Source organism: Desulfobacterales bacterium, assembly GCA_029211065.1.
Classification (GTDB): domain Bacteria; phylum Desulfobacterota; class Desulfobacteria; order Desulfobacterales; family JARGFK01; genus JARGFK01.
This window is the reverse complement of record JARGFK010000001.1, coordinates 68,915-87,933: the sequence shown is the minus strand read 5'-3', so window position 1 is coordinate 87,933 and position 19,019 is coordinate 68,915. Positions and strand designations below refer to the sequence as shown.

The 19,019-nt window shown below is 52.5% G+C and carries 21 protein-coding genes; 7 read left to right on the top strand and 14 right to left on the bottom strand.

The features are described from left to right. Positions 1-88: 88 nt before the first annotated feature. Entirely contained in the window at positions 89-589 is a 501-nt protein-coding gene (locus tag P1P89_00500) for a ferritin family protein (GenBank protein ID MDF1589962.1), read from the bottom strand. Between the two features lie 235 nt (positions 590-824). Here P1P89_00500 and P1P89_00495 point away from each other — a divergent pair, with 235 nt between their 5' ends. Next, positions 825-1,337, top strand: a complete 513-nt coding sequence (locus P1P89_00495; GenBank protein MDF1589961.1) for a GNAT family N-acetyltransferase — start codon at positions 825-827, stop codon at positions 1,335-1,337. Between the two features lie 123 nt (positions 1,338-1,460). Here the strand turns inward: P1P89_00495 and P1P89_00490 are convergent, their stop codons facing one another. The 3 genes from P1P89_00490 to P1P89_00480 form a co-directional block, all read right to left on the bottom strand. After that, entirely contained in the window at positions 1,461-2,132 is a 672-nt protein-coding gene (locus P1P89_00490) for a methylenetetrahydrofolate reductase C-terminal domain-containing protein (protein ID MDF1589960.1), read from the bottom strand. Beyond that, positions 2,129-2,533 (bottom strand): 4Fe-4S dicluster domain-containing protein, encoded by a 405-nt coding sequence (locus tag P1P89_00485; GenBank protein ID MDF1589959.1) that lies wholly within the window; start codon positions 2,531-2,533, stop codon positions 2,129-2,131. The genes P1P89_00490 and P1P89_00485 overlap by 4 nt, the downstream gene beginning before the upstream one ends. Before the next feature lie 150 nt (positions 2,534-2,683). Beyond that, positions 2,684-3,172 carry a 4Fe-4S dicluster domain-containing protein gene (locus P1P89_00480; GenBank protein ID MDF1589958.1) on the bottom strand — a complete coding sequence of 163 codons (489 nt, stop codon included), beginning with the start codon at positions 3,170-3,172 and terminating at the stop codon, positions 2,684-2,686. Positions 3,173-3,747: 575 nt separating this feature from the next. On the opposite strand from P1P89_00480, the gene P1P89_00475 reads away from it, so the two are divergent. The 5 genes from P1P89_00475 to P1P89_00455 all read left to right on the top strand — a co-directional run bounded on the left by P1P89_00475 (position 3,748) and on the right by P1P89_00455 (position 6,906). Beyond that, positions 3,748-4,392: a hypothetical protein gene (locus P1P89_00475; protein ID MDF1589957.1), complete on the top strand. Its 645-nt coding sequence runs from the start codon at positions 3,748-3,750 to the stop codon at positions 4,390-4,392. After that, positions 4,389-4,787, top strand: a complete 399-nt coding sequence (locus P1P89_00470; protein ID MDF1589956.1) for a VOC family protein — start codon at positions 4,389-4,391, stop codon at positions 4,785-4,787. Before P1P89_00475 ends, P1P89_00470 begins: the two co-directional genes overlap by 4 nt. Before the next feature lie 119 nt (positions 4,788-4,906). Then, positions 4,907-5,497: a methylated-DNA--[protein]-cysteine S-methyltransferase gene (locus P1P89_00465; protein ID MDF1589955.1), complete on the top strand. Its 591-nt coding sequence runs from the start codon at positions 4,907-4,909 to the stop codon at positions 5,495-5,497. Between the two features lie 22 nt (positions 5,498-5,519). Next, on the top strand, positions 5,520-6,179 hold the full coding sequence (locus P1P89_00460; protein ID MDF1589954.1) for a hypothetical protein: 660 nt from the start codon (positions 5,520-5,522) through the stop codon (positions 6,177-6,179). A gap of 121 nt (positions 6,180-6,300) precedes the next feature. Next, a complete protein-coding gene (locus tag P1P89_00455; protein MDF1589953.1) occupies positions 6,301-6,906 on the top strand; it encodes a flavin reductase family protein in 606 nt (201 codons plus the stop codon). A gap of 243 nt (positions 6,907-7,149) precedes the next feature. Here the strand turns inward: P1P89_00455 and P1P89_00450 are convergent, their stop codons facing one another. The 10 genes from P1P89_00450 to gudD all read right to left on the bottom strand — a co-directional run bounded on the left by P1P89_00450 (position 7,150) and on the right by gudD (position 17,650). Beyond that, the gene (locus P1P89_00450) at positions 7,150-7,443 is read right to left on the bottom strand and encodes a putative addiction module antidote protein (protein MDF1589952.1); all 294 of its coding nucleotides are present in this window, start codon (positions 7,441-7,443) and stop codon (positions 7,150-7,152) included. A 9-nt stretch (positions 7,444-7,452) separates the two neighbouring features. Then, positions 7,453-7,743 carry a type II toxin-antitoxin system RelE/ParE family toxin gene (locus P1P89_00445; GenBank protein ID MDF1589951.1) on the bottom strand — a complete coding sequence of 97 codons (291 nt, stop codon included), beginning with the start codon at positions 7,741-7,743 and terminating at the stop codon, positions 7,453-7,455. Positions 7,744-8,185: 442 nt separating this feature from the next. Then, complete coding sequence (locus P1P89_00440) at positions 8,186-9,187, bottom strand: mandelate racemase/muconate lactonizing enzyme family protein (protein MDF1589950.1); 1,002 nt, start codon at positions 9,185-9,187, stop codon at positions 8,186-8,188. 188 nt (positions 9,188-9,375) lie between these two features. After that, positions 9,376-10,914, bottom strand: coding sequence for a galactarate dehydratase (gene garD, locus P1P89_00435; protein MDF1589949.1), 1,539 nt, complete (start codon positions 10,912-10,914; stop codon positions 9,376-9,378). 46 nt (positions 10,915-10,960) lie between these two features. After that, positions 10,961-12,472, bottom strand: coding sequence for a tripartite tricarboxylate transporter permease (locus P1P89_00430; GenBank protein MDF1589948.1), 1,512 nt, complete (start codon positions 12,470-12,472; stop codon positions 10,961-10,963). Positions 12,473-12,493: 21 nt separating this feature from the next. Continuing rightward, entirely contained in the window at positions 12,494-12,937 is a 444-nt protein-coding gene (locus P1P89_00425) for a tripartite tricarboxylate transporter TctB family protein (protein ID MDF1589947.1), read from the bottom strand. Positions 12,938-13,050: 113 nt separating this feature from the next. After that, positions 13,051-14,097, bottom strand: a complete 1,047-nt coding sequence (locus tag P1P89_00420) for a hypothetical protein (protein ID MDF1589946.1) — start codon at positions 14,095-14,097, stop codon at positions 13,051-13,053. A 311-nt stretch (positions 14,098-14,408) separates the two neighbouring features. Continuing rightward, the gene (garR, locus tag P1P89_00415; protein ID MDF1589945.1) at positions 14,409-15,341 is read right to left on the bottom strand and encodes a 2-hydroxy-3-oxopropionate reductase; all 933 of its coding nucleotides are present in this window, start codon (positions 15,339-15,341) and stop codon (positions 14,409-14,411) included. 36 nt (positions 15,342-15,377) lie between these two features. Continuing rightward, positions 15,378-16,277 carry a dihydrodipicolinate synthase family protein gene (locus tag P1P89_00410; GenBank protein MDF1589944.1) on the bottom strand — a complete coding sequence of 300 codons (900 nt, stop codon included), beginning with the start codon at positions 16,275-16,277 and terminating at the stop codon, positions 15,378-15,380. A 23-nt stretch (positions 16,278-16,300) separates the two neighbouring features. Next, positions 16,301-17,650 carry a glucarate dehydratase gene (gudD, locus tag P1P89_00405; protein ID MDF1589943.1) on the bottom strand — a complete coding sequence of 450 codons (1,350 nt, stop codon included), beginning with the start codon at positions 17,648-17,650 and terminating at the stop codon, positions 16,301-16,303. Between the two features lie 293 nt (positions 17,651-17,943). On the opposite strand from gudD, the gene P1P89_00400 reads away from it, so the two are divergent. Continuing rightward, positions 17,944-18,972 (top strand): LacI family DNA-binding transcriptional regulator, encoded by a 1,029-nt coding sequence (locus P1P89_00400; GenBank protein ID MDF1589942.1) that lies wholly within the window; start codon positions 17,944-17,946, stop codon positions 18,970-18,972. The last annotated feature ends 47 nt before the right edge of the window (positions 18,973-19,019 follow it).

The window sequence follows — 19,019 nt, the reverse complement described above, 5'->3', positions numbered from 1 at the left end:
GTCTCCTTTTCAATAGATGGTTGTATACGGAAATAAATGTGAGACCGTTTTGTTCGAGAACCACCGGCACACACCCGGGCACGCAGTCTTAGAACGGCCAGAATTGATTGTCGTTCCAGATTTTTTCCTTGAGAGCCTGATCGATTCCGGTCAGATATTTCAAATGCGAACGCTCCCAGTCGGCCAGCCAGTTGTATAGTCTTTTTTCATCGGTATCGGTTGAGGCATTGGCCCTATCCGCATACAACTTGATGGCGCGCTCCTCCATCAGCATGGCGGCGGATATGGCGGCGGCTTCAAATTCAGCCGCGGAAATCCGATCCTGCAAAGGACTTGACAGGACCAGGTCGGAGATCTGGCTGCTGGTCGTGTCGTCAAAATTATTTCGAGTAAATTTTTTCCGGGACTGATACATTTTCAACTCTTCGACCAACAGCTGAATATGATTTTTCTCTTCATCCGCCATCAGTTCAAAAAAACGCCGGGTCGCTTTGTCCTGGATATTGACGGACACCATTTTATAGAACGCATACCCTCTTTTCTCCAGCAAAAGCGCTTCCTTCAACACATCAGCCGGGTCTGTCTTCATGTTTTGCCTCCTTTTTAAATATCCATATCAATAATTAGGCATTTTGTAAAAAAAAAGCAATACCTGGAAACAAACTATATGGAGGGTCCCAGATACCGCCGATTCAGAGATTATTTTAGAAGTCCACGGAATGCATATTGACAATCTGTTTACAAAACATGTTATCATTACCAGTAACACCTTAATCTAGCATGAAAAACATGACAAGGTATACCATGCCCATGAGGAGTTTATTATGGATGCCGGCCGAATCAAGTTTTTAAAACTGGAATGGGCCGGGTATTACCCCGGCGTAATCGGCAAAGTGACGGCGCTTCACGCAGTCTATTATTACAAGAACTGGAACTTTAACATGTCCTTTGAAGCCCAGGTCGCCCGGGAACTCTCCGCATTTTTTGTTAACTTCCGCAAAAAGCGGGATGGATTCTGGACGATACGCGCTGACGGAGCATTTGCCGGTGCGGTTGCCGTCGACGGCCAACTGGCCGACACAGAGGGCGCCCGCCTGCGCTGGTTTATTGTGGAACCGGAGCGGCAGGGCATCGGCATCGGAAAACTACTGCTTGAAAAAGCCGTCGCGTTTTGTAGAAAAACCGGGCATCGCAAAATTTTCCTATGGACCTTTCAGGGGCTGGATGCAGCCCGCGGGCTTTACGAATCCGAGGGGTTTAAACTGGTCGAGGAACATCCGGTGGACCAGTGGGGTGGAAAGATCACCGAGCAGAGGTTTAGATTAACTTTGAAATAAAACCCATCTCAAGGAAGCAGATGGGGAGGGCGAGGCCTCCGTCCATGGGTAGATACCTTCTGACTCGTCAGATAACGCAGCCATCGGACATTAGATGTGTTTTTTAAGATGGGTTCCGCTGTATCAGCTTGTATGAACCAGCGTCCGTGGGCCGGTTGAGGTTTCGGCGGTCCAGTCCTTGGGCTGCCGGATCTTGTGGTACTCGTCCAGCTTGTCGAGCCTGGCAAGACGTTCGATGATGAGTTGCCAGGCACAGTCCACTTCCCTTCCGATCACCGCGCTGATTTCGCATTTGCCGTTAAGGGTTCCGCCGCACGGTCCGTTAAAGAGCCGCTTGGCGCAGCGCGCCACCGGACAGATGCCGCCGGTATGGGTCAGGATGCAATCCCCGCACCCCAGGCATTTTTCATTCCATTCCCCGGGCCGATCCAGCGCCCCCAGAAAGGTGGTATTCAGTGCCGGGATTACGGGCAAATCCTCAAAAACAGCTGCCAGGGTTTGAACACCGGCACCGCAGGCCAGCGATAAAATCGCATCGACACCGTCGGGAATCTCAAGGAAATTGACAATCCAGTCCCGCTCACATTGTCTTTCAATGGTATTAACTTCAAAGGCCGGCGGGTTCTCCTTTTGGCTGAATTCCTGGGCCAGCGCACTCGCAAGCCGCCGCGCTTCCTTATCGCCCCCTGTCAGGCAGACGGTTACACAGGTGCCGCATCCCATGACCAGAACCTTTTGATATTCCGAAAGGGATAAAACGATCTCCTGAAATGGTTTTTGACTGCCGACAATCATTTTCCGTTACCCGTCTGAAGGCCCCGCCCTATGGCAATTCGTTTCCAGGTGCTTAAGGGGAAGGATTTTTTATGTTCGGGACATAAGGCTTCCACTTCCCTGTTCAGTTTCTCAGAAAGCGTTTTCCCGATGCCGGCGGTATAAACCGGCTCACCGCAAACCATACAATGCACCAGCGCCATCTCTGCTACTTCATTCCAGCCGCCCTGTAACAACTGGTTGAATTCGATCGCCGCCTGGGGGCAGATGCGCCAGCAGTTGCCGCAGCGGGCGCAAAGTGACAGGTTATGGCAAATCTTACGGTTGTTCCCCTTGTCCATGTAATTCAGCGCACTGGCCGGGCAGTTCTGGACACAGGCCAGACAACCGTTGCATTTTTCGTTAACTTTAAAAAATGACATTTATTCTATCCTTGATGAACTCGTAAAAAGGCAAAATTCACCTTGTCTGTCATTCCGGGCTTGACCCGGAATCCATTATTTTCAGCTGGTATGGATTCCCGCTTTCGCGGGAATGACGGCTTTGGGGACTTTTTACGAAGCCGTCATCCTTCAGAAGACCATCGATCTCATCACACAGGCTATCTTGGCGGCAGACTGGACCATCTGCGGATTCTGGAGCATATGCGGTGCATCGTATGCCACTGCCCCGGTTGTACATATACGCACGCATTCCGGTGCTCCGCCGCACAGGTCGCATTTGAACGATTTGCCCCGCTCCTCGTCAAACCCCATAGCCCCGAAAGGACAGGCCGACACACACATCCGGCAGCCGACACACTTCTGATGGTTGATCAAAACGCGGTTCAGCACTTCATCCCGGAAAATCGCATCATTCGGGCATGCCGCCAGACAGGGCGGATCATCACACTGCTGACAGGTCATCGGCAGGAAAAAGGTGTCGTCGTCGGACTCTCTCATAACCCGTATACATGACCGGTCGCGATTATTAATTCCGGTTTGCCTTTTCGAGCAGGCGACTTCACAGTCCCCACAGCCGTTACATTTTTCAGGGTAGATCACCAGGGTTTTAGAATGCATCTTTCAGCTGTCTCCAATGATTAATTTTGCCGTTTTGAAATGTTCATAATAAAGAACATAATTTTTAATCACTATAAATATCAATTCGATATACGTCAAGATTTTTTTTAAATTTTTAATAAGTAATATTCAACATACTGTATTAAATTATTTAATTTAAACAACGTTATTTGCGCTTATATTTTCAATTTTGTTCACTATGATGAACTTATGTCAGTCGAGCTGCGAATACCGGCACATCCCAATTATGGAACCGCCCCCGGGACACCACCCCCTCACAGATAGCCGCTGCCATCGCTATTACCCAACCCCCTTTCACCGGATGTGCACACTTTATTGTGCAGCGTGCACATATTAATGTGCAAATCCCGGCTGTTCGGCGGGGCGGGCGAATCTTTTCCATGATACCTCCGCTGAATATTTGCCAAATGATTTCTTGTGCTTATAATGGTTTAAAGGCGGTATAGATCGCCCGGAAGGGGTCTGGCACACTTATTGAAGGTTGATTATTAAAGACTTTTCCTTTAATAATCAATGAGTGTACACTTGATACACCGACATGCATGGTGAAAAAAATGAACCCAATGTTCAGGCTTTCCATATTTATCGCAATTTTTTCCATCTGTCTGTTTTCCTACCTGTTGCTGCCATTTCTATATCCATCCACGGACCTGACAGGCCTGCTGGAAGTGTTCGACAGTCCGGCTGCTAATTTTATTTTCTTTTTAGCAGTTTCACTGACAATTGCATACCTGCTGACTAAAATCTTTAACGCCGTCTTCGGCTTGTTTCATTACCGCAAAACCCATGAACCCAAAATCGGTGAGATCCTGATGTCTCTGGACTTGGTTTCCAGGGACGACCTTGTAAAAGCGCTCCGCCTGCAAAAAATGAAACTGGGTGAGATCCTGGTTGAATTCGGCCGCATTTCACCCGAACAGCGCGACTTTGCCGTAATGCTTCAAAAAACACAAAAAAACCGCAGAATCGGAGAAATCCTGAAAGAACTTGGGTATTCCACTGAGGAAGATATACGCTGGGGGCTAAACCGAGCGCATCGAAAACTCGGCAAGACCTTAAGCAAATTAAAACTGGTCGACAACTATGACATTAACTGGGCCATGTCTCTGAAGGATAGCTATTTTATCGATAGCGATGGGAGGATTGTCGAAAAAATACCGGAACCGATCATCCCCCGCCCCAAAATTACCAAAAAATGAACACCCACCTTCACCATGTCCACATCTTTGCGTCAGATATTGACATAAGCATCCGATTTTACACGAATCTTTTCGGTGGTGAAATCATCCTCGACAGTGTCATGGCCGGTTCAAGAAACGTGTTCATTCGAATTGGCAGCGGCAGGCTGCATCTCTACGATCAGCCCCCAAAAAACCCGGGAAGGGGCAGCATTCACCACTTTGGTATTCAAACCGACGATCTCGCCGGTATGGTGGATCGGCTGAAGCTTGCGGAAATTCCCCTTAAAAAGAATATTACCGACCTGGGCCTGTGGCGGTACATCATGGTGCCGGCGCCGGATGGCGTATTGATCGAACTCTTTGAGGTAAACCGGGAAAAAATTCCAGCCGAGTATCAAAGCTATTTTGCGTAACCCGCACTATTGTGATACCACCAGATATCATGTTGGCGGACCCCCGGGCCACTGCCGGACAGATTGAAAAGCACAACGGCAAAGAATAAAACACTGGGCTCCGACCGATTGGGTCGCAGATGCATAATATAAAACGCTTAAATAAGATCAAGACAACCTCATTATCCTTCTGCCTGCGCGAAACCCCCTTTGGACCGGTGGCACTTGTCTGGTCACGCTTTCACGGCCGGCCCATGATCCAGCGTGTTATTCTCTCCAAACCCGGTTCTTCGGCCGGATTGATAGTGGCCGCCGGGTATCCTGATTGCAGCTCATCTTCCTGCCCTGAAATCGATACGGTTGCCGATCGGGTCGCGGCATTTCTGGCCGGAGACGATATCCACTTTCCCCTGAATACGATTCGTCTGGACTTTTGCTCATCTTTTCAACAGAAGGTGTTATACGCGGAGCACGGCATACCCCGGGGAAGTGTCAGCACCTATCAAAGGATTGCCAGGCGTGTGGGAAATGTTAAGGGCGCCCGGGCGGTGGGCGCCGCCCTTGCCGGCAACCCGTTTCCCATCATTATCCCCTGTCACCGGGCCATCCGGTCCGACAGAACCCTCGGCGGGTACCAGGGCGGCCTTAACATGAAACGGACATTACTCGAAATGGAAGGCGTTCGTTTTGATCCCTCCGGACGGGTCGAAACGGATGCATATTTCTACTAACAACTGCTTACTTGGAGCCTCCATGGTATCGCTTAAAGATCTGAACCAATCATTAACAAATTCCGAACGCCGCTTTATCGCACGGCTGGATACTGCGCCCAGTATCCAGGGTTTCCTTGACAAACTCACCTACAGCAACGATGGAACTTACCGCTGCCCGCTGCGCGTCCTGCGCGAACGAACCGGCCATTGCTTTGACGGCGCCTTGTTTGCGGCAGCCCTGCTGAGCCGTCTGGGACATCCCCCTTTGATCCTGGAAATGCTGCCGAATGATCGGGATGACGATCATCTGCTGGCATTGTTCAAAAGGGACGGCCATTGGGGCGCGCTGGCCAATTCCAATTTTGCGGGACTGCGTTTTCGCGAGCCGATTTATCGCAATTTAAGGGAATTGGTCATGTCCTACTTCGAGCAGTTTTATAATGTGGCATGCGAAAAAACACTGCGAGGCTACACCCGGCCTTTAAATTTAAAAGCGTTTGACAAACACCTGTGGATAACGCAGGATAAGCCCCTTGAGCAGATCGCCCAACGGCTGGATCGTATCGGCAGGGTATCGCTGTTATCGGAAGAAATGATTAAGAACCTCTCGCCGGTAGACAAACGTTCCTGGCAGGCGGGTTTGCTGGGTGCAAATGAAGCCGGCCTCTATCAACCGACCCGCAAGATACGGATACACTAAATTCCTGAATACGCATGAGTTAACGACCACCCCTAAAAGGGGTATCTTAATGGTGGCCCTAAAAAGGTCCACAATAAGGTTTGTGGGGTTAATTCATATCGATATTAAAGGGCCTCATGACATGGCAAAGCGTGAAACCGTTGTAGAAAAAAAATCATGGAAACCCGGAAACGTCCTCTCGCCGCTGCCGGCTGTGCTGGTAACCTGCGGCGGAACCCCCCAGTGGAAACCGAACATCATCACGATTGCCTGGGTCGGAAATGTATGCAGTGAGCCGCCCATGCTGTCGATTTCCGTCCGCCCGGAACGCTATTCCTATGAAATCATCCAGGCCACCAAACAGTTTGTCGTTAATGTTCCTTCTCTCAGACAGGCCAAGGCAACCGACTGGTGCGGCATGGTTTCCGGCCGCAAGGTGGACAAGTTCGCCCAAACCGGCCTGACAGCCGCGCCGGCCCTGAAGTTGCAGTGTCCGATCATTCAGGAGTGTCCACTCAACATAGAGTGCCGCATTCAACAGTCAGTAAAGCTGGGTTCTCACACCATGTTTGTGGCCGAAGTGGTTGCCGTGCAGGTGTCGGCGTCGCTGCTCGATAGCAGAGGCCGCCTGCATTTAGAAAAAGGCGGCCTGCTGGCATTTGCCCACGGGCAGTATTTTGCGCTGGGCCGCAGCCTGGGCCGCTTCGGTTTTTCCGTGCAGAAAAAAAAGCGAAAACCACGCTCGTAACGGAATCGGTGATCTGTTCTACCACATCCAAAAGTTCTACAGTCTAATTTTTTCGAAATAGACTCCAGTTCTTATGCCGAACTTTATTGCGATTTTGGGGACGAATCATCTATGAATTCATTTTATTAATATGGACTGAGGCAAGCTATATTGCATTCGAAGAACCCCCGAAATTTTATGATTGACGAATGAAATCATGCAGGCTGAAGTTATTGATGATACTATTAAATTTTGAGAAAAACCTTATGCATGCTCTGGCTCAGCGTGAAGCTTAAGACCTAACGCGCGCACCACTTTCAGTACCGTAGCAAACTCCGGGTTGCCTTCTGAAGAAAGAGCTTTATAAAGGCTTTCGCGCCCTAACCCCGTTTCACGCGCGATCTGGGACATACCACGAGCGCGTGCAATGGCTCCCAAAGCTTTTACCACTATAGCCGGCTCGCCATCCTCCAAAGCGGCTTCAAGGTAAGCAGCCATATCTTCTGGGGTTTCCAGGTATTCAGCAGCGTCATAAGGTCGAGTTTTGGTTTTTGCCATTATAGCCTCCTATAAATCATGCGCCAGCTTCAGCGCCGTCTTGATATCTGCACCTTGGGTACGCTTGTCACCGCCGGCAAGCAGAATGATCAACGCCCGTCCGCGCTTTACAAAATATATTCGATACCCAGGTCCATAGTCTATCCGCAATTCGGATACTCCCTCGCCTACCGGCTTAACATCGCCAGCCAGGCCAAGCTGTAAACGGTCAATCCGAGTTTGAATTCGCGCTCGCGCCTCACGGTCTCGCAATCCACTTAACCACTTAGAAAATATTTCAGTCTGACGGATTTCAAACATAGTTGAGTGTATCCTATAAAATACAATATTGCAAGTGCCAAGCTTCTGCCTTGTGATAGTCGAAAAAATAATCGGTTGCCTGGGATACTTTCATGTTGCACCTCCTTTTGGGATTAACGATAGGCTTGAGTGCCTAATCGCTATACAAACAATTATATGATTTGATAGCCAAATCAGCAACATAAAAGCCTGGGGAGGTGTATCAGTCAAGGCAAGGCATCTACACTTTTAAGAGGCATTAAAAATACCCGATGGGGATTACATATCATGAAGGAGCAGCATACTCATGATAGTCCTATTTTAAAATTAAAAAAGCCCAGACGGAAACTAATAGCCGAAATTGTATTACGGGGCAAATAAAACATCGAAATTTGGTAGTGTTGAAATTTTCAGTTAGAACATGGCCAATTAAATGACCGGAAAAGCGGGTTGACGGTAATGCTTATTCAATGGAAATGGCTTCCATCGTCCATTGTCGCATTTGTGTGCTTAGTGAAAAGCCCAGTCCAGGCTGATTGGGAACTTCTATCTGCCCATTGTTGATTTTCAACCGTTCATTGAAGAGCGGTTCCAGCCATTCGAAGTGTTCAAGCCACGGTTCTCTCGGATAGCAGGCGGCCAGATGGATATGGATTTCCATTACGAAGTGTGGCGCCATGCCCAAACCCGCCTGGTCTGCCAGGTCGGCCAAGCGCAGAAAGGGGGTGATGCCCCCGATCCGAGGGGCGTCTGGCTGGATGATGTCCACCGACCCATGGGTTATCAGACCACGGTGTTCGTCAACGCTGGACAGCATCTCTCCAGTTGCGACTGGGGTATCTATCGCGGCAGCGAGGGCGGCGTGGCCCTCGGCATCATATGCATCAAGAGGCTCTTCGATCCATGCCAAATTTAGTGCTTCAACCTGGCGGCCGAAGCGCAAGGCAGCCATTCGGTCCCATTGCTGGTTGGCATCGACCATGATCGGCACCTCATCCCCCAGGTGTTTACGGAGGGCTTCGACGCGTTTGAGATCCGCCGCCATGTCCGGCTGGCCGACCTTAATCTTCACCCCCTGGATGCCTCGTTCAAGTGAGCGATCGGCTTTTTCGAGGATTTCCTCAATCGGGGCCTGAAGATAACCTCCGGATGTGTTATAACACGGCACGGAATCCCGGTATGCCCCGATGAGTTTGGCAAGCGGAAGCCGGGCCCGCTTCGCTTTCATGTCCCAGAGCGCGATATCGATGGCGGCCATCGCCTGGACCGCAATGCCGCTGCGGCCAACCGACGCCCCAGCCCAAAGCAATTGGCTCCAGATTTTCGAAATATCATTCGGGTCTTCACCAACTATCAGCGGCGCAATCTCGCAGGCATGCGCAAACTGTCCTGCACCTCCGCACCTAAGGGCATAGCTGAAGCCTAAGCCGTCATAACCCTGAGCGCTGTCGATTTCTGCAAACATCAAGTTTACATGCTGTAGAGGTCGTTGTCGGCCGACAAAAACTTTGGCATCGCTGAAGGCATGGTCCAGGGGCAGCAGGACCTTGGAAAGCTTGATACGAGCGATGTGATCTCCTTCACACTGGCTTCTCATAGTGTCTACCTTTGATAGGTTTTCCTTCTAACGTGAGTTGGCGCCGGCCTGGCGGATCAAGTTATAGGGGCGGGATTAAACAGCACTAAATCATTGTGCAGCCCGAGACGATCCGCGGCGGCTGTTTTTCGTCCGCTGGCAACATCAAGAATTAGGTGAAACAACTCCCAACCGACATCGGCTATACTGGCGTCTCCGGTTGCGATCCGGCCGGCGTCAAGATCGATTAGATCGTGCCAGCGCCTGCTTAAGTTTGAGCGGGTGCAGACCTTGATCACAGGGGCCATCGCCAAACCGTAGGGTGTGCCGCGTCCAGTGGTGAATACCTGCAATGTGATGCCGGCGGATAGCTGCAGTGTGCCACAAACGAAGTCGCTGGCCGGTGTCGCCGCGAACACAAGACCCTTGGTGCGCAGGCGCTCTCCGGGGCCAAGCACGTCAACCAGCGGGCTGGTGCCGGACTTGACGATCGAACCCAACGCCTTTTCCACGATATTGGCCAGGCCTCCCGCCTTGTTGCCGGGCGTGGGGTTTGCACTGCGGTCGACCCCACCGGCTTGCAGGTAGCGGTCATACCATGCCATCTCGCGAAGCAGCGCTTTTGCTATGGTTTGATTGCTGGCGCGGGGTACCAGCAGGTGAACAGCATCCCGTATTTCGGTCACCTCCGAGAAGACCACCGTTCCCCCGGCGCGCACCATCAGGTCGGCTGCAAAACCGACTGCGGGGTTGGCGGTAATGCCGGAGAAGGCATCACTACCGCCACATTGCAGGCCGACCCTCAGGTCGGACATCGGGCAGGTTTTACGACGTCTCCGGTTCAAACGAACCAGCTTCTTTTCCGCTGCCTCAAGGATTGCTGAAACCATGGCATCAAACCCATAAAGATCTTCATCCTGGAGTTCAATGATGCTGGCTTCCGCCTGCTCTATATCCTGAAGCAATCGCTGCGGCATCAGCTTCTCACAACCAAGTCCTAAGACCAGAACTTCGCCTCCTAAATTGGGATTGACAACCAAGTTCTGAAGGGTCCGAATCGGCACAACGGCAGCCGGAGCATCAATTGCCACGCCGCAGCCATAGGCATGGTTGAGGGCGATTACGTCATCGACGTACGGATAGCGAGGCAGTAGATCCTGCTTGATACGCCGGACAGCATAATCAGCAACGGCGGCAACACACTGGACGCTGGTGGTAATTCCCATGATGTTTTTTGTCCCCACTGTGCCGTCTGCGTTGCGGAACCCTTCAAAGGTATAGCCTTCAAGCGGCTTCAGATCCGGCACCGGTCTAGTGCCACGGGCTATCTCCGCCAGAGGTAACACCTCCGGCAGGCGAACCCGTACTTCACTGATCCAACTGCCCCGGGCAATTGCATCGGCTGCATATCCAATAACCTCACCATACCGCATGATGGGGTCGCCTGCAGCTAGATCGGCAAGTGCTACCTTGTGACCCTGGGGAACGTCGTCTATCAGTTTGATGCCGTTATCAAGCAATTCACCGCTCTTGAGACCACCGGCAATAACGACAATAGCGACGTTATCGTGCTCGTCCACTTGAATAGTCTGATGTCCAGTCTTGGTGATTCCCATCTGCGATTCCTTGGTCTGAATAGTTCTGCTGAAGAGCGACCACTCTTTAAGCGGTGCTTCCAGTGCGTTTGTTCTTCCGATAGCTCTTGATGGTCGTGTAAATCGAGTAGCCTACCGACATAAAGATCAGCACCCAGAGAAACATAGCGATCGGGCTCTTGGTGAAAAAGATCGTCAGGGTACCGAAGGATTCGAGGCTTTTGACGAAATAGACCTCCGCCGATTTGCCGAGAATGAAACCGATAATGAAGGGGGCGATCTCGATGCCGACTTTCTGCGCCAGGTAGCCGAAGATGCCGAAGATCAGCAGGGTCCAGACATCGAACATTACGCCGTAATTGATAGCGTAGGAACCGACCACACACATCATCAGGATGATCGGATAGAGAATATACTTGGGGACTGTGATCACCTTGACAATGTACTTGATGGCATAAAACATGACAAGGAACATAATAAGATTGGCTATCAGCAGGGCCAGCATCATGGTATGCCAGGTCCCCAGATTTTCGCCGATGAACAGCGGGCCGACCTGGATTCCCTGCAAGGTGAAAGCGCCGATCAGCACTGCGGTGGTACTGTCACCAGGGATTCCCAGAGAGAGTAGAGGGATCAGCGCACCGCCAGTCAGGCCATTGTTGGCCGCTTCAGAAGCGATCACCCCCTCCGGGGCCCCCTTACCCATTTTTTCCGGGTTCTTCGAGAAGTTCTTGGCTTGAGTGTAGGAAAGCACCGAAGCCGCACTGCCGCCAACCCCGGGTAGCATGCCGATGAATGTGCCAAGGAGGCCGGATCGGAAAAGGTTGATGACCTGTCCTTTAAAATAGTGAATGGAGAACTTGGAGCGCTTTGACAGCGACAGATCTGTGCCCAAGGGTTCATCCCGGCACCCCTTCTCCGCTTCTTCGAGGATGGTGGCTAAGCCGAACAGGCCGATCAACACCGGCATCAGCGAGAACCCATCTTCAAGGTAATATTCCAAGAAGGGAAACATCAGCCGGATGTCGCCGTTCCCTCCCAAGGAGATGTCGTAAGTTCCGATCAGACTGAACAGCACGCCGAGCACCCCGCTGAAGATCCCCGCCAGAAGGTTTTTCGATAGGGATGCGATCACCGTCAGGGCGAGAAAGATGATCAGGAACTTTTCGATGTAAGAGAACTTAATCGCAACATCCGCCAGCACCGGCGCGAAACAAAACAGGATCACTGCACTGAGAAGCCCTCCGAACAACGAAGAGACGATACCGATCTTGAGTGCCTTTTCACTCTCCCCCTTAAGCGTCATGGGATAGCCATCAAAAGTGGTGGTAATCGAGGATGGGGTTCCGGGGATATTCAAGAGAATCGCCGGGACCAGACCTCCGGAAATTCCACCTACGTATAGCCCGAGGAGCAATGCCAGCCCCTGGTTGAGATTCAAGGCATAGGTCAGTGGCAGACAGACCGCCACTGCCATGGTCGCGGTCATTCCCGGAATGGCCCCGAAGATGATTCCGATCATCACTCCGACGGGAATCAGCAGATAATAGGTAACCGACAGGTCCGCAAAATATTCCATAACAAACTAATCTCCACGTCTTCAGGGCAGGGAAATATTGAACAGCTGCGCCAGCACGTACCAGGCGACACTCGGAGCAATCAGGGCGTTCAGGCTGATTGCCAGGAGCTTGCGGCGGTCAACCCCGTGCACGTAGAGCAGAGAGAGCAGGAAAATGAAAGGGATCGACACGAACAGGAAGCCGAAGCCCATGTTCGGGAAAAACCTGCCTACATAGTCCATCAGCAGAAAATAGGCGACGGTCAGCACCAGAGTCCCACCGAATCTGAGCTTGTCCATATTTGCCAGACTGAATGCCATCTTGCGTTTGCCGCTGCGCAGGTCTCGCACATAGGGGATGCCATAAATCAGGAAAATCAGCAGCACGAGGAACAGCAATACCCAGATCACAATGGTCGGAAAAAAGGTATGCGATTCCTTGAAATCGATAGAAACCTTAAACAATGACGACAACCCATTATCCATGGAAGAACCTTTTGATCAGCTGGTAATGCCCCGGCTTATCCGGTGAAACCCTCTTGTCCTGAAATTAAGCTTGCTCCCCCCGCACCAGGGATCGGGGGGAGGTTGAGGATGCCTTACTTGATGGCGTTGATGATTTTTCTATACTTCTCATTTTTCTCTTTCAAGTACGCCTGGGCCTCACCAGAAGGCAGGAAGTCCGGGATAAAGAAGGATTTTTTTTGCGTCTGCTGGATCTTGCCTTCGGCATAGATTTCGCTCAGAGCCTTGTCCAGATAGCTGATAATTTTCGGGTCCAGTTTCTTGTTGTAGAGGATGAAAAATTCCTTGTCGAAAGTGAAATTGCTTTTCTCGTCATAGGGCACATAGGCATTGGGCTCCACATACTGCAGTAGTTGCTCGCGATTGGTCCCCCCCATCCCTTGCGGGTTGGCCTGCTGAATTGTCTGCTGGCGGGCGGTCAACCAGACAAAACGCATCGCCTTCTGGTCGTCGGCTGGCAGCCGGGTGTACTGCTCGTTGGCCTGCACCGACCCGTTGATCAGATCGGCCTGGCCGTCAAACAAGAGCTGGTCCTTGGCCGACTGCGAGCCTGTGTTCACCGCCACCAGATTGGCTTCCATCCCCGGATACTTGAGTTTAATGGCATTTTTCAGCGCAGAGTAGCCTATCTCCGAGACGCCACCGGGCTGGATGGCCACCCGCACCTTGGTCCCTTTACCGCAGGCGGCGATGATGTCTTTGATGGTCTGGTAAGGGGACTTTTTCGGCACCAGGTAAGCATTGCCGGGGTTGATGGCGAGTGTCGGCCCGATGATGTAATTCTGGAAGATGTCATCGTACCCCTTGACGCCGTAGAGGTTGCCTAGGTAGGACTGGTCGTGGAAGATCATGATAGTGTTGCCTCTGGCGCCAGCCTGTTCGAGAGCCTTAAAAGCGGCACTCACCCCAGTGGCATCAACTTTGACGTTGATATCCAGTTTCTTGGCCAGCGCGGCCGCGACGATGCTGGAGTTTTGATAGGTATCCCCACCAGTCGATTTGGACCCGATGACAATCCGCAGGTTCCCCTTGATTAATTTTTCAGCGGCCATGCCAGGAGTAACCGACAGCAGGGCCAGGGCAAGCAACACCACTCCTGTACTCAGCAAAATTCTTTTCATTGATCTCCTCCTTTCTTGGTCAGTGAACCTTTGACATCAGCATTGTTGCGGATGTCGGGTTGTTGGTGATAGCCCCGTGATAACTTTCGATGTTCCCTGAAATCAGGGCCATATTTTCGTTCCGCCCTCCGAACAGAGAGTCTGAGACGTGTCGTATAATCAGTTTTTGACCAGTTTCCCAGGCTCATGACCGCAGCCAAGGTACGGGTCACGGCAATCAGTGCCCCCGAATGCCAGATCGGTGACACAATCGGTGAATACCCCCCGGAATTCTGCTGACATTAATGCAGCGAGCGTAGATCGCTTTACCATTATTCACTTACTATAACGCCAATCGGCCGGGCGGCATCTGACTTTCTTAAGCGCTTAACTTCGACCTGGGCAAGTTTTTCATAGTGTCGCACCAACGCACCATGGTCTAGATGGTCCATTCCATCCACCTTCATCGCCTGCATCATTTCCATAACGGCAGCGGTCAACGGCAAAGGGACACCGATCTCATGGGACGTTTCCAGCACGTTGCCGAGGTCCTTGATGTGCAGGTTAATGCGGAAACCGGGGTCGAACTTGCGGTCGAGGACCAGCGGCACCTTGGCATCCAGCACCATACTACCAGCCAAACCGCCGCGGATAGCCTGGTAAACGAGTTCCGGTTCGACACCGGCCTTAGTAGCCAGTACCAGAGCTTCGGACATGGCGGCAATGTTCAGGGCTACGATGATCTGGTTGGCCAACTTAGTGATGTTGCCGGCGCCGACATCGCCCGTCAGCACCACCGACCCTGACATTGCCTTCATGATGTCGTAGCACTTGTCGAACACCGCCTTTTTCCCACCGACCATCACCGAAAGGGTGCCGTCGATGGCCTTGGGTTCGCCCCCGCTGACCGGTGCGTCAAGCAGCTCCACCCCTTTTTCCGCCAATTGCGCTGCGATCTCGCGGCTCACTAGGGGGGCAATGGAACTCATGTCGATGACGATCATGCCCGGTCGGGCTGCCTCGATAATCCCCCCGTCACCTATCACCACCTCCTTGACGTGGGGGGAGTTGGGCAGCATGGTGATGATGATGTCGGTCTGTTCAGCGACCGCCCTGGGGCTGTTTGCCGCTGCTGCACCTACAGCGACAACCTCTTCCACCGGAATCTGATTCTTATCCATAACCACTAGCTGATAGCCGGCCTTGAGCAGGTTCTTGCTCATCGGCTTACCCATGATCCCCAGGCCGATAAATCCGATTTTCATCCTTGTATCTCCTTTTCTGATTGTCAAATGCGTGGGTCACGCGAGGCGTTCCGCTCCGAGGTCATCTAACAGGTTCTTCAACTTGGCCATGTTCTCTGGGGAGCTGCGGGTATTCGGGCGGATCGATTCGCCCACCTCAAAACCGAGCAGTCGCATGTAGTCCTTGGTCACCACTGGAAAGCTGCCAAGGTTGTAAGCCATGCGCATGGGTGCCAGGCGATACTGGGCTTCGAGCGCGCCAGCCAGGTCGCCAGCCATAAACTTGTTGTAAATCTCCACCACCAGCTTCGGCACGACGTTGGCCGAAGACGCCACGGTTCCCGCTCCGCCATAAACCAGAGTGCTGAGGATCAGAATGTCGCGCCCGGCGATCACCTTGAAATCGCGGTCACGGGTGCGGCGAATAAATTCCGCGGTCAGTGTCATGTCGCCGCTACTCTCCTTAATGCCGACGATGTTGGGGATGTCAGCCAACCGGTCTACCAGGTTGGCGGAGATCCCGCAGCGCATCCGGTCAGGGTTGTTATAGAGCAGTACGGGCAAGGAGGTGGCTTCGGCCACCGTTTTAAAGTGCTGGTAAAGCTCCTCGTCGCTGGGACTGAGGAACATGGGATGGAGCACCGAAATCGCCTGAGCTTTATGCTGTTCGGCCCATTTTGCCCAACCTACACATTCGCGCGTGGTGATTTCAGCGATACCGATATAAACCGGCACCCGTCCTTCGGCCTGATCCAAGGTGATGGCTGCAGCCCGCTCTTGCTCTTTACGGGCCAGCCCGTAAAACTCGCCGTTACTGCCGAGGGAAAGGATGCCGTGTACCCCGCCGGCGATGATGTGATCGACGATCTGCCGCAAAGGCCTTTCGTTGACCCGCTCCTGGTTGTCAACGGGGGTAACGATCGGAGGGATGACCCCCTTGATAAAACTGGTGTCCATAATCGATCCTTTTTGGTTGTCTGTCAGCGCACCAAGCAGGGGCGCTTGTTGTCGAAAGTCCAACCGGGGATTAGGTACTGCATGGCAATAGCATCGTCCCGTCCGTCGAAATCCATCGACTGACATAGCTCGTTGGCTTTTTCGATGGCGATGAAGTCAATTTCTAATCCCAGCCCCGGCTTCTCCGGGATGCTGAGCATACCATCGACGATTTTGTAGGGATTTTTTGTCAGGCGCTGTCCGTCCTGCCAGATCCAGTGGGTGTCGATGGCAGTGATCTTGCCGGGTGCCGCAGCAGCCACATGGGTGAACATCGCTAGGGAAATATCAAAATGGTTATTGGAGTGAGATCCCCAGGTCAGCCCCCATTCGTGGCACATCCGTGCCACCCGGACCGAGCCCTGCATGGTCCAGAAATGCGGGTCGGCCAGGGGGATATCCACTGAGTGCAGCTGAATGGCATGCCCCATCTGTCGCCAGTCAGTAGCAATCATATTGGTTGCGGTGGGCAAGCCGGTGGCGCGGCGGAACTCTGCCATCACCTCGCGCCCGGAAAAACATTTTTCCGCGCCGCAGGGATCTTCGGCGTAAGCGAGGACATCATGTTGGTCGCGGCATAAACGGACGGCCTCATCTAAGGACCAGGCCCCGTTGGGATCGATGGTAATCCGAGCTTTGGGAAAACGTTTAGCCAGCGCGGTGACTGCGGCGATCTCCTCCTCGCCGGAGAGCACCCCACCCTTGAGCTTGAAATCGTTGAAGCCATAGCGGGCGTGGGCCGCCTCAGCGAGGCGCACGATCGCTTCCGGGGTCATGGCGACTTCATGGCGCAGGCGTAGCCAGTCGTCAGGGTTGTCCGGATCGGACAGATAGGGTAGATTGGTCTTGTGCCGGTCGCCGATGTAGAACAGATAGCCGAGGGCTTCGACCGCAGATCGCTGCTGTCCTTCGCCTAGGAGGGCGGCGACCGGAACCTCAAGAAACTGTCCGAGCAAATCAAGCAGCGCGGCTTCCAGCGCGGTGACCGCATGGATCATTATCCGCAGGTCGAATGTCTGCAGACCGCGTCCTGCTGCATCACGGTCGGCATAGGTTTGCCGCACCTGATTGAGGATATTGTTATAGCGACCGATTGACTGCCCCACCACCATGGACCGAGCATCTTCCAGGGTCTTGCGGATCCCTTCACCCCCCGGCACCTCGCCGACCCCGACATGCCCATGACTGTCAGTAAGGATCAAGATGTTGCGGATAAAGAAGGGGGAATGTGCACCACTTAAATTGAGCAGCATACTGTCATGGCCGGCAACCGGGATGACCTGAAAATCAGTCACAACGGGTGTCCCCCCAGTCCCGGAGAGAGAATCGTTCAAGGCGGCCTCCTTTTCCGGCCTAACGCGAAGCGTGCGGCAGATGGGTTTGATTGTTGTTTATGTTAGCGCTATCATTAATATCTGTCAACAGGAAAATTAAAATGATATAAAAAAAGTGGCGCAGATAAGAAATTGTTATAACTATCTTATAATATTTATTTTCTTAATATTTTTGTATAGGATAGTTTTGATTATAAAGAGCGACTTTATTGTTGGCCGCATTAATTGGTAACGCTATCATATTGTCTTAAAAGCAAAATCAGGCTATACTGGTTGAAAAGGAGATTCGCCGCATGCAAGCTTTCCGATCAGAAAACAGCAGTCCGCGCGCCACAGGCAGTGTCACCCTTGGCGACGTGGCCAAACTGGCCGGAGTTTCACCCATCACTGTGTCCCGCGCCCTCAACCAGCCCGAAAAAGTGGCGCCTAAGACTCTGGCGAAAGTCCAGAAAGCGATAGCCCTGACCGGCTATGTCCCCAACCTGCTGGCCGGTGGCCTGGCCTCGCGACGAAGCCGGCTGATTGCGGCGATTGTGCCGTCCATCGCCAATTCGGTTTATGCGGAAACCATCAAGTTTTTCAGTGAAAAGATGAGAGAGGCCAATTACCAGGTGCTCCTCGGCGAATCAGGCTACAGCGAGGAACAGGAGGGATCGCTGATCGCAACTATTCTGCGGAGCCGCCCGGAGGGTGTTTTCCTGACCGGAACCAACCACTCGCCTCAGGCCAAACGGCTTCTGCTGGCGGCAAATATTCCGGTCGTTGAAACCTGGGACATCACCCCGACCCCCCTCGACGTGGTGGTCGGCTTTTCCCATCAGCGCGTCGGTCGGGCGGTCGCCGTTTATCTCCTTTCCCGCAACAAGGGGCGGATAGGCATCCTCTCAGCTACTGATCATCGCGCCCAGTTGCGTCAACAGGCGTTTCTGAAAACACTTGAAGAGAAAGGGGTGACAGGAGTGGCAATCAGTACGGTGCCGGTGCCGACCAGTTTTCTCGCCGGACGCGTTGGCATAGCCAGTCTGCTTGACGGCGGTTTTATCGATGGTGCGGTTTTTTGCAGCTCAGACACCCTGGCCCAGGGAGCTCTGACAGAGATACAATCCCGCGGTTTGACAATCCCCGATCAGATCGCCATGGTCGGATTCGGTGATCAGCCCTTTGCCGCCCATACCGTGCCGTCCCTGACCACGGTCAAATTCGACCGCGCACTAATGGGCCATAAGGCGGCCGAAGCCTTGCTGTCAAGATTAAAAAGCGAACCGGTCCTCCAGAGGACTATTGATGTCGGTTTTCAGCTTATCGAGAGACAGACAACCTGAACCATCCCTTTCACAGCTCTCTGCCTCTCTTTACTATCGGCGACGAC

Coding starts and splice junctions, on each gene's coding strand:
- garR (MDF1589945.1), bottom strand. CDS start 15,341: ATGAAAATCGGATTTATCGGCCTGGGGATCATGGGTAAGCCGATGAGC.
- P1P89_00490 (MDF1589960.1), bottom strand. CDS start 2,132: ATGATTGTCGGCAGTCAAAAACCATTTCAGGAGATCGTTTTATCCCTT.
- P1P89_00480 (MDF1589958.1), bottom strand. CDS start 3,172: ATGCATTCTAAAACCCTGGTGATCTACCCTGAAAAATGTAACGGCTGT.
- P1P89_00430 (MDF1589948.1), bottom strand. CDS start 12,472: ATGGAATATTTTGCGGACCTGTCGGTTACCTATTATCTGCTGATTCCC.
- P1P89_00485 (MDF1589959.1), bottom strand. CDS start 2,533: ATGTCATTTTTTAAAGTTAACGAAAAATGCAACGGTTGTCTGGCCTGT.
- P1P89_00420 (MDF1589946.1), bottom strand. CDS start 14,097: ATGAAAAGAATTTTGCTGAGTACAGGAGTGGTGTTGCTTGCCCTGGCC.
- P1P89_00440 (MDF1589950.1), bottom strand. CDS start 9,187: ATGTTTGCAGAAATCGACAGCGCTCAGGGTTATGACGGCTTAGGCTTC.
- P1P89_00470 (MDF1589956.1), top strand. CDS start 4,389: ATGAACACCCACCTTCACCATGTCCACATCTTTGCGTCAGATATTGAC.
- P1P89_00500 (MDF1589962.1), bottom strand. CDS start 589: ATGAAGACAGACCCGGCTGATGTGTTGAAGGAAGCGCTTTTGCTGGAG.
- P1P89_00445 (MDF1589951.1), bottom strand. CDS start 7,743: ATGTTTGAAATCCGTCAGACTGAAATATTTTCTAAGTGGTTAAGTGGA.
- P1P89_00410 (MDF1589944.1), bottom strand. CDS start 16,277: ATGGACACCAGTTTTATCAAGGGGGTCATCCCTCCGATCGTTACCCCC.
- P1P89_00465 (MDF1589955.1), top strand. CDS start 4,907: ATGCATAATATAAAACGCTTAAATAAGATCAAGACAACCTCATTATCC.
- P1P89_00450 (MDF1589952.1), bottom strand. CDS start 7,443: ATGGCAAAAACCAAAACTCGACCTTATGACGCTGCTGAATACCTGGAA.
- P1P89_00400 (MDF1589942.1), top strand. CDS start 17,944: ATGCAAGCTTTCCGATCAGAAAACAGCAGTCCGCGCGCCACAGGCAGT.
- P1P89_00495 (MDF1589961.1), top strand. CDS start 825: ATGGATGCCGGCCGAATCAAGTTTTTAAAACTGGAATGGGCCGGGTAT.
- P1P89_00475 (MDF1589957.1), top strand. CDS start 3,748: ATGAACCCAATGTTCAGGCTTTCCATATTTATCGCAATTTTTTCCATC.
- P1P89_00455 (MDF1589953.1), top strand. CDS start 6,301: ATGGCAAAGCGTGAAACCGTTGTAGAAAAAAAATCATGGAAACCCGGA.
- P1P89_00425 (MDF1589947.1), bottom strand. CDS start 12,937: ATGGATAATGGGTTGTCGTCATTGTTTAAGGTTTCTATCGATTTCAAG.
- P1P89_00460 (MDF1589954.1), top strand. CDS start 5,520: ATGGTATCGCTTAAAGATCTGAACCAATCATTAACAAATTCCGAACGC.
- garD (MDF1589949.1), bottom strand. CDS start 10,914: ATGGGAATCACCAAGACTGGACATCAGACTATTCAAGTGGACGAGCAC.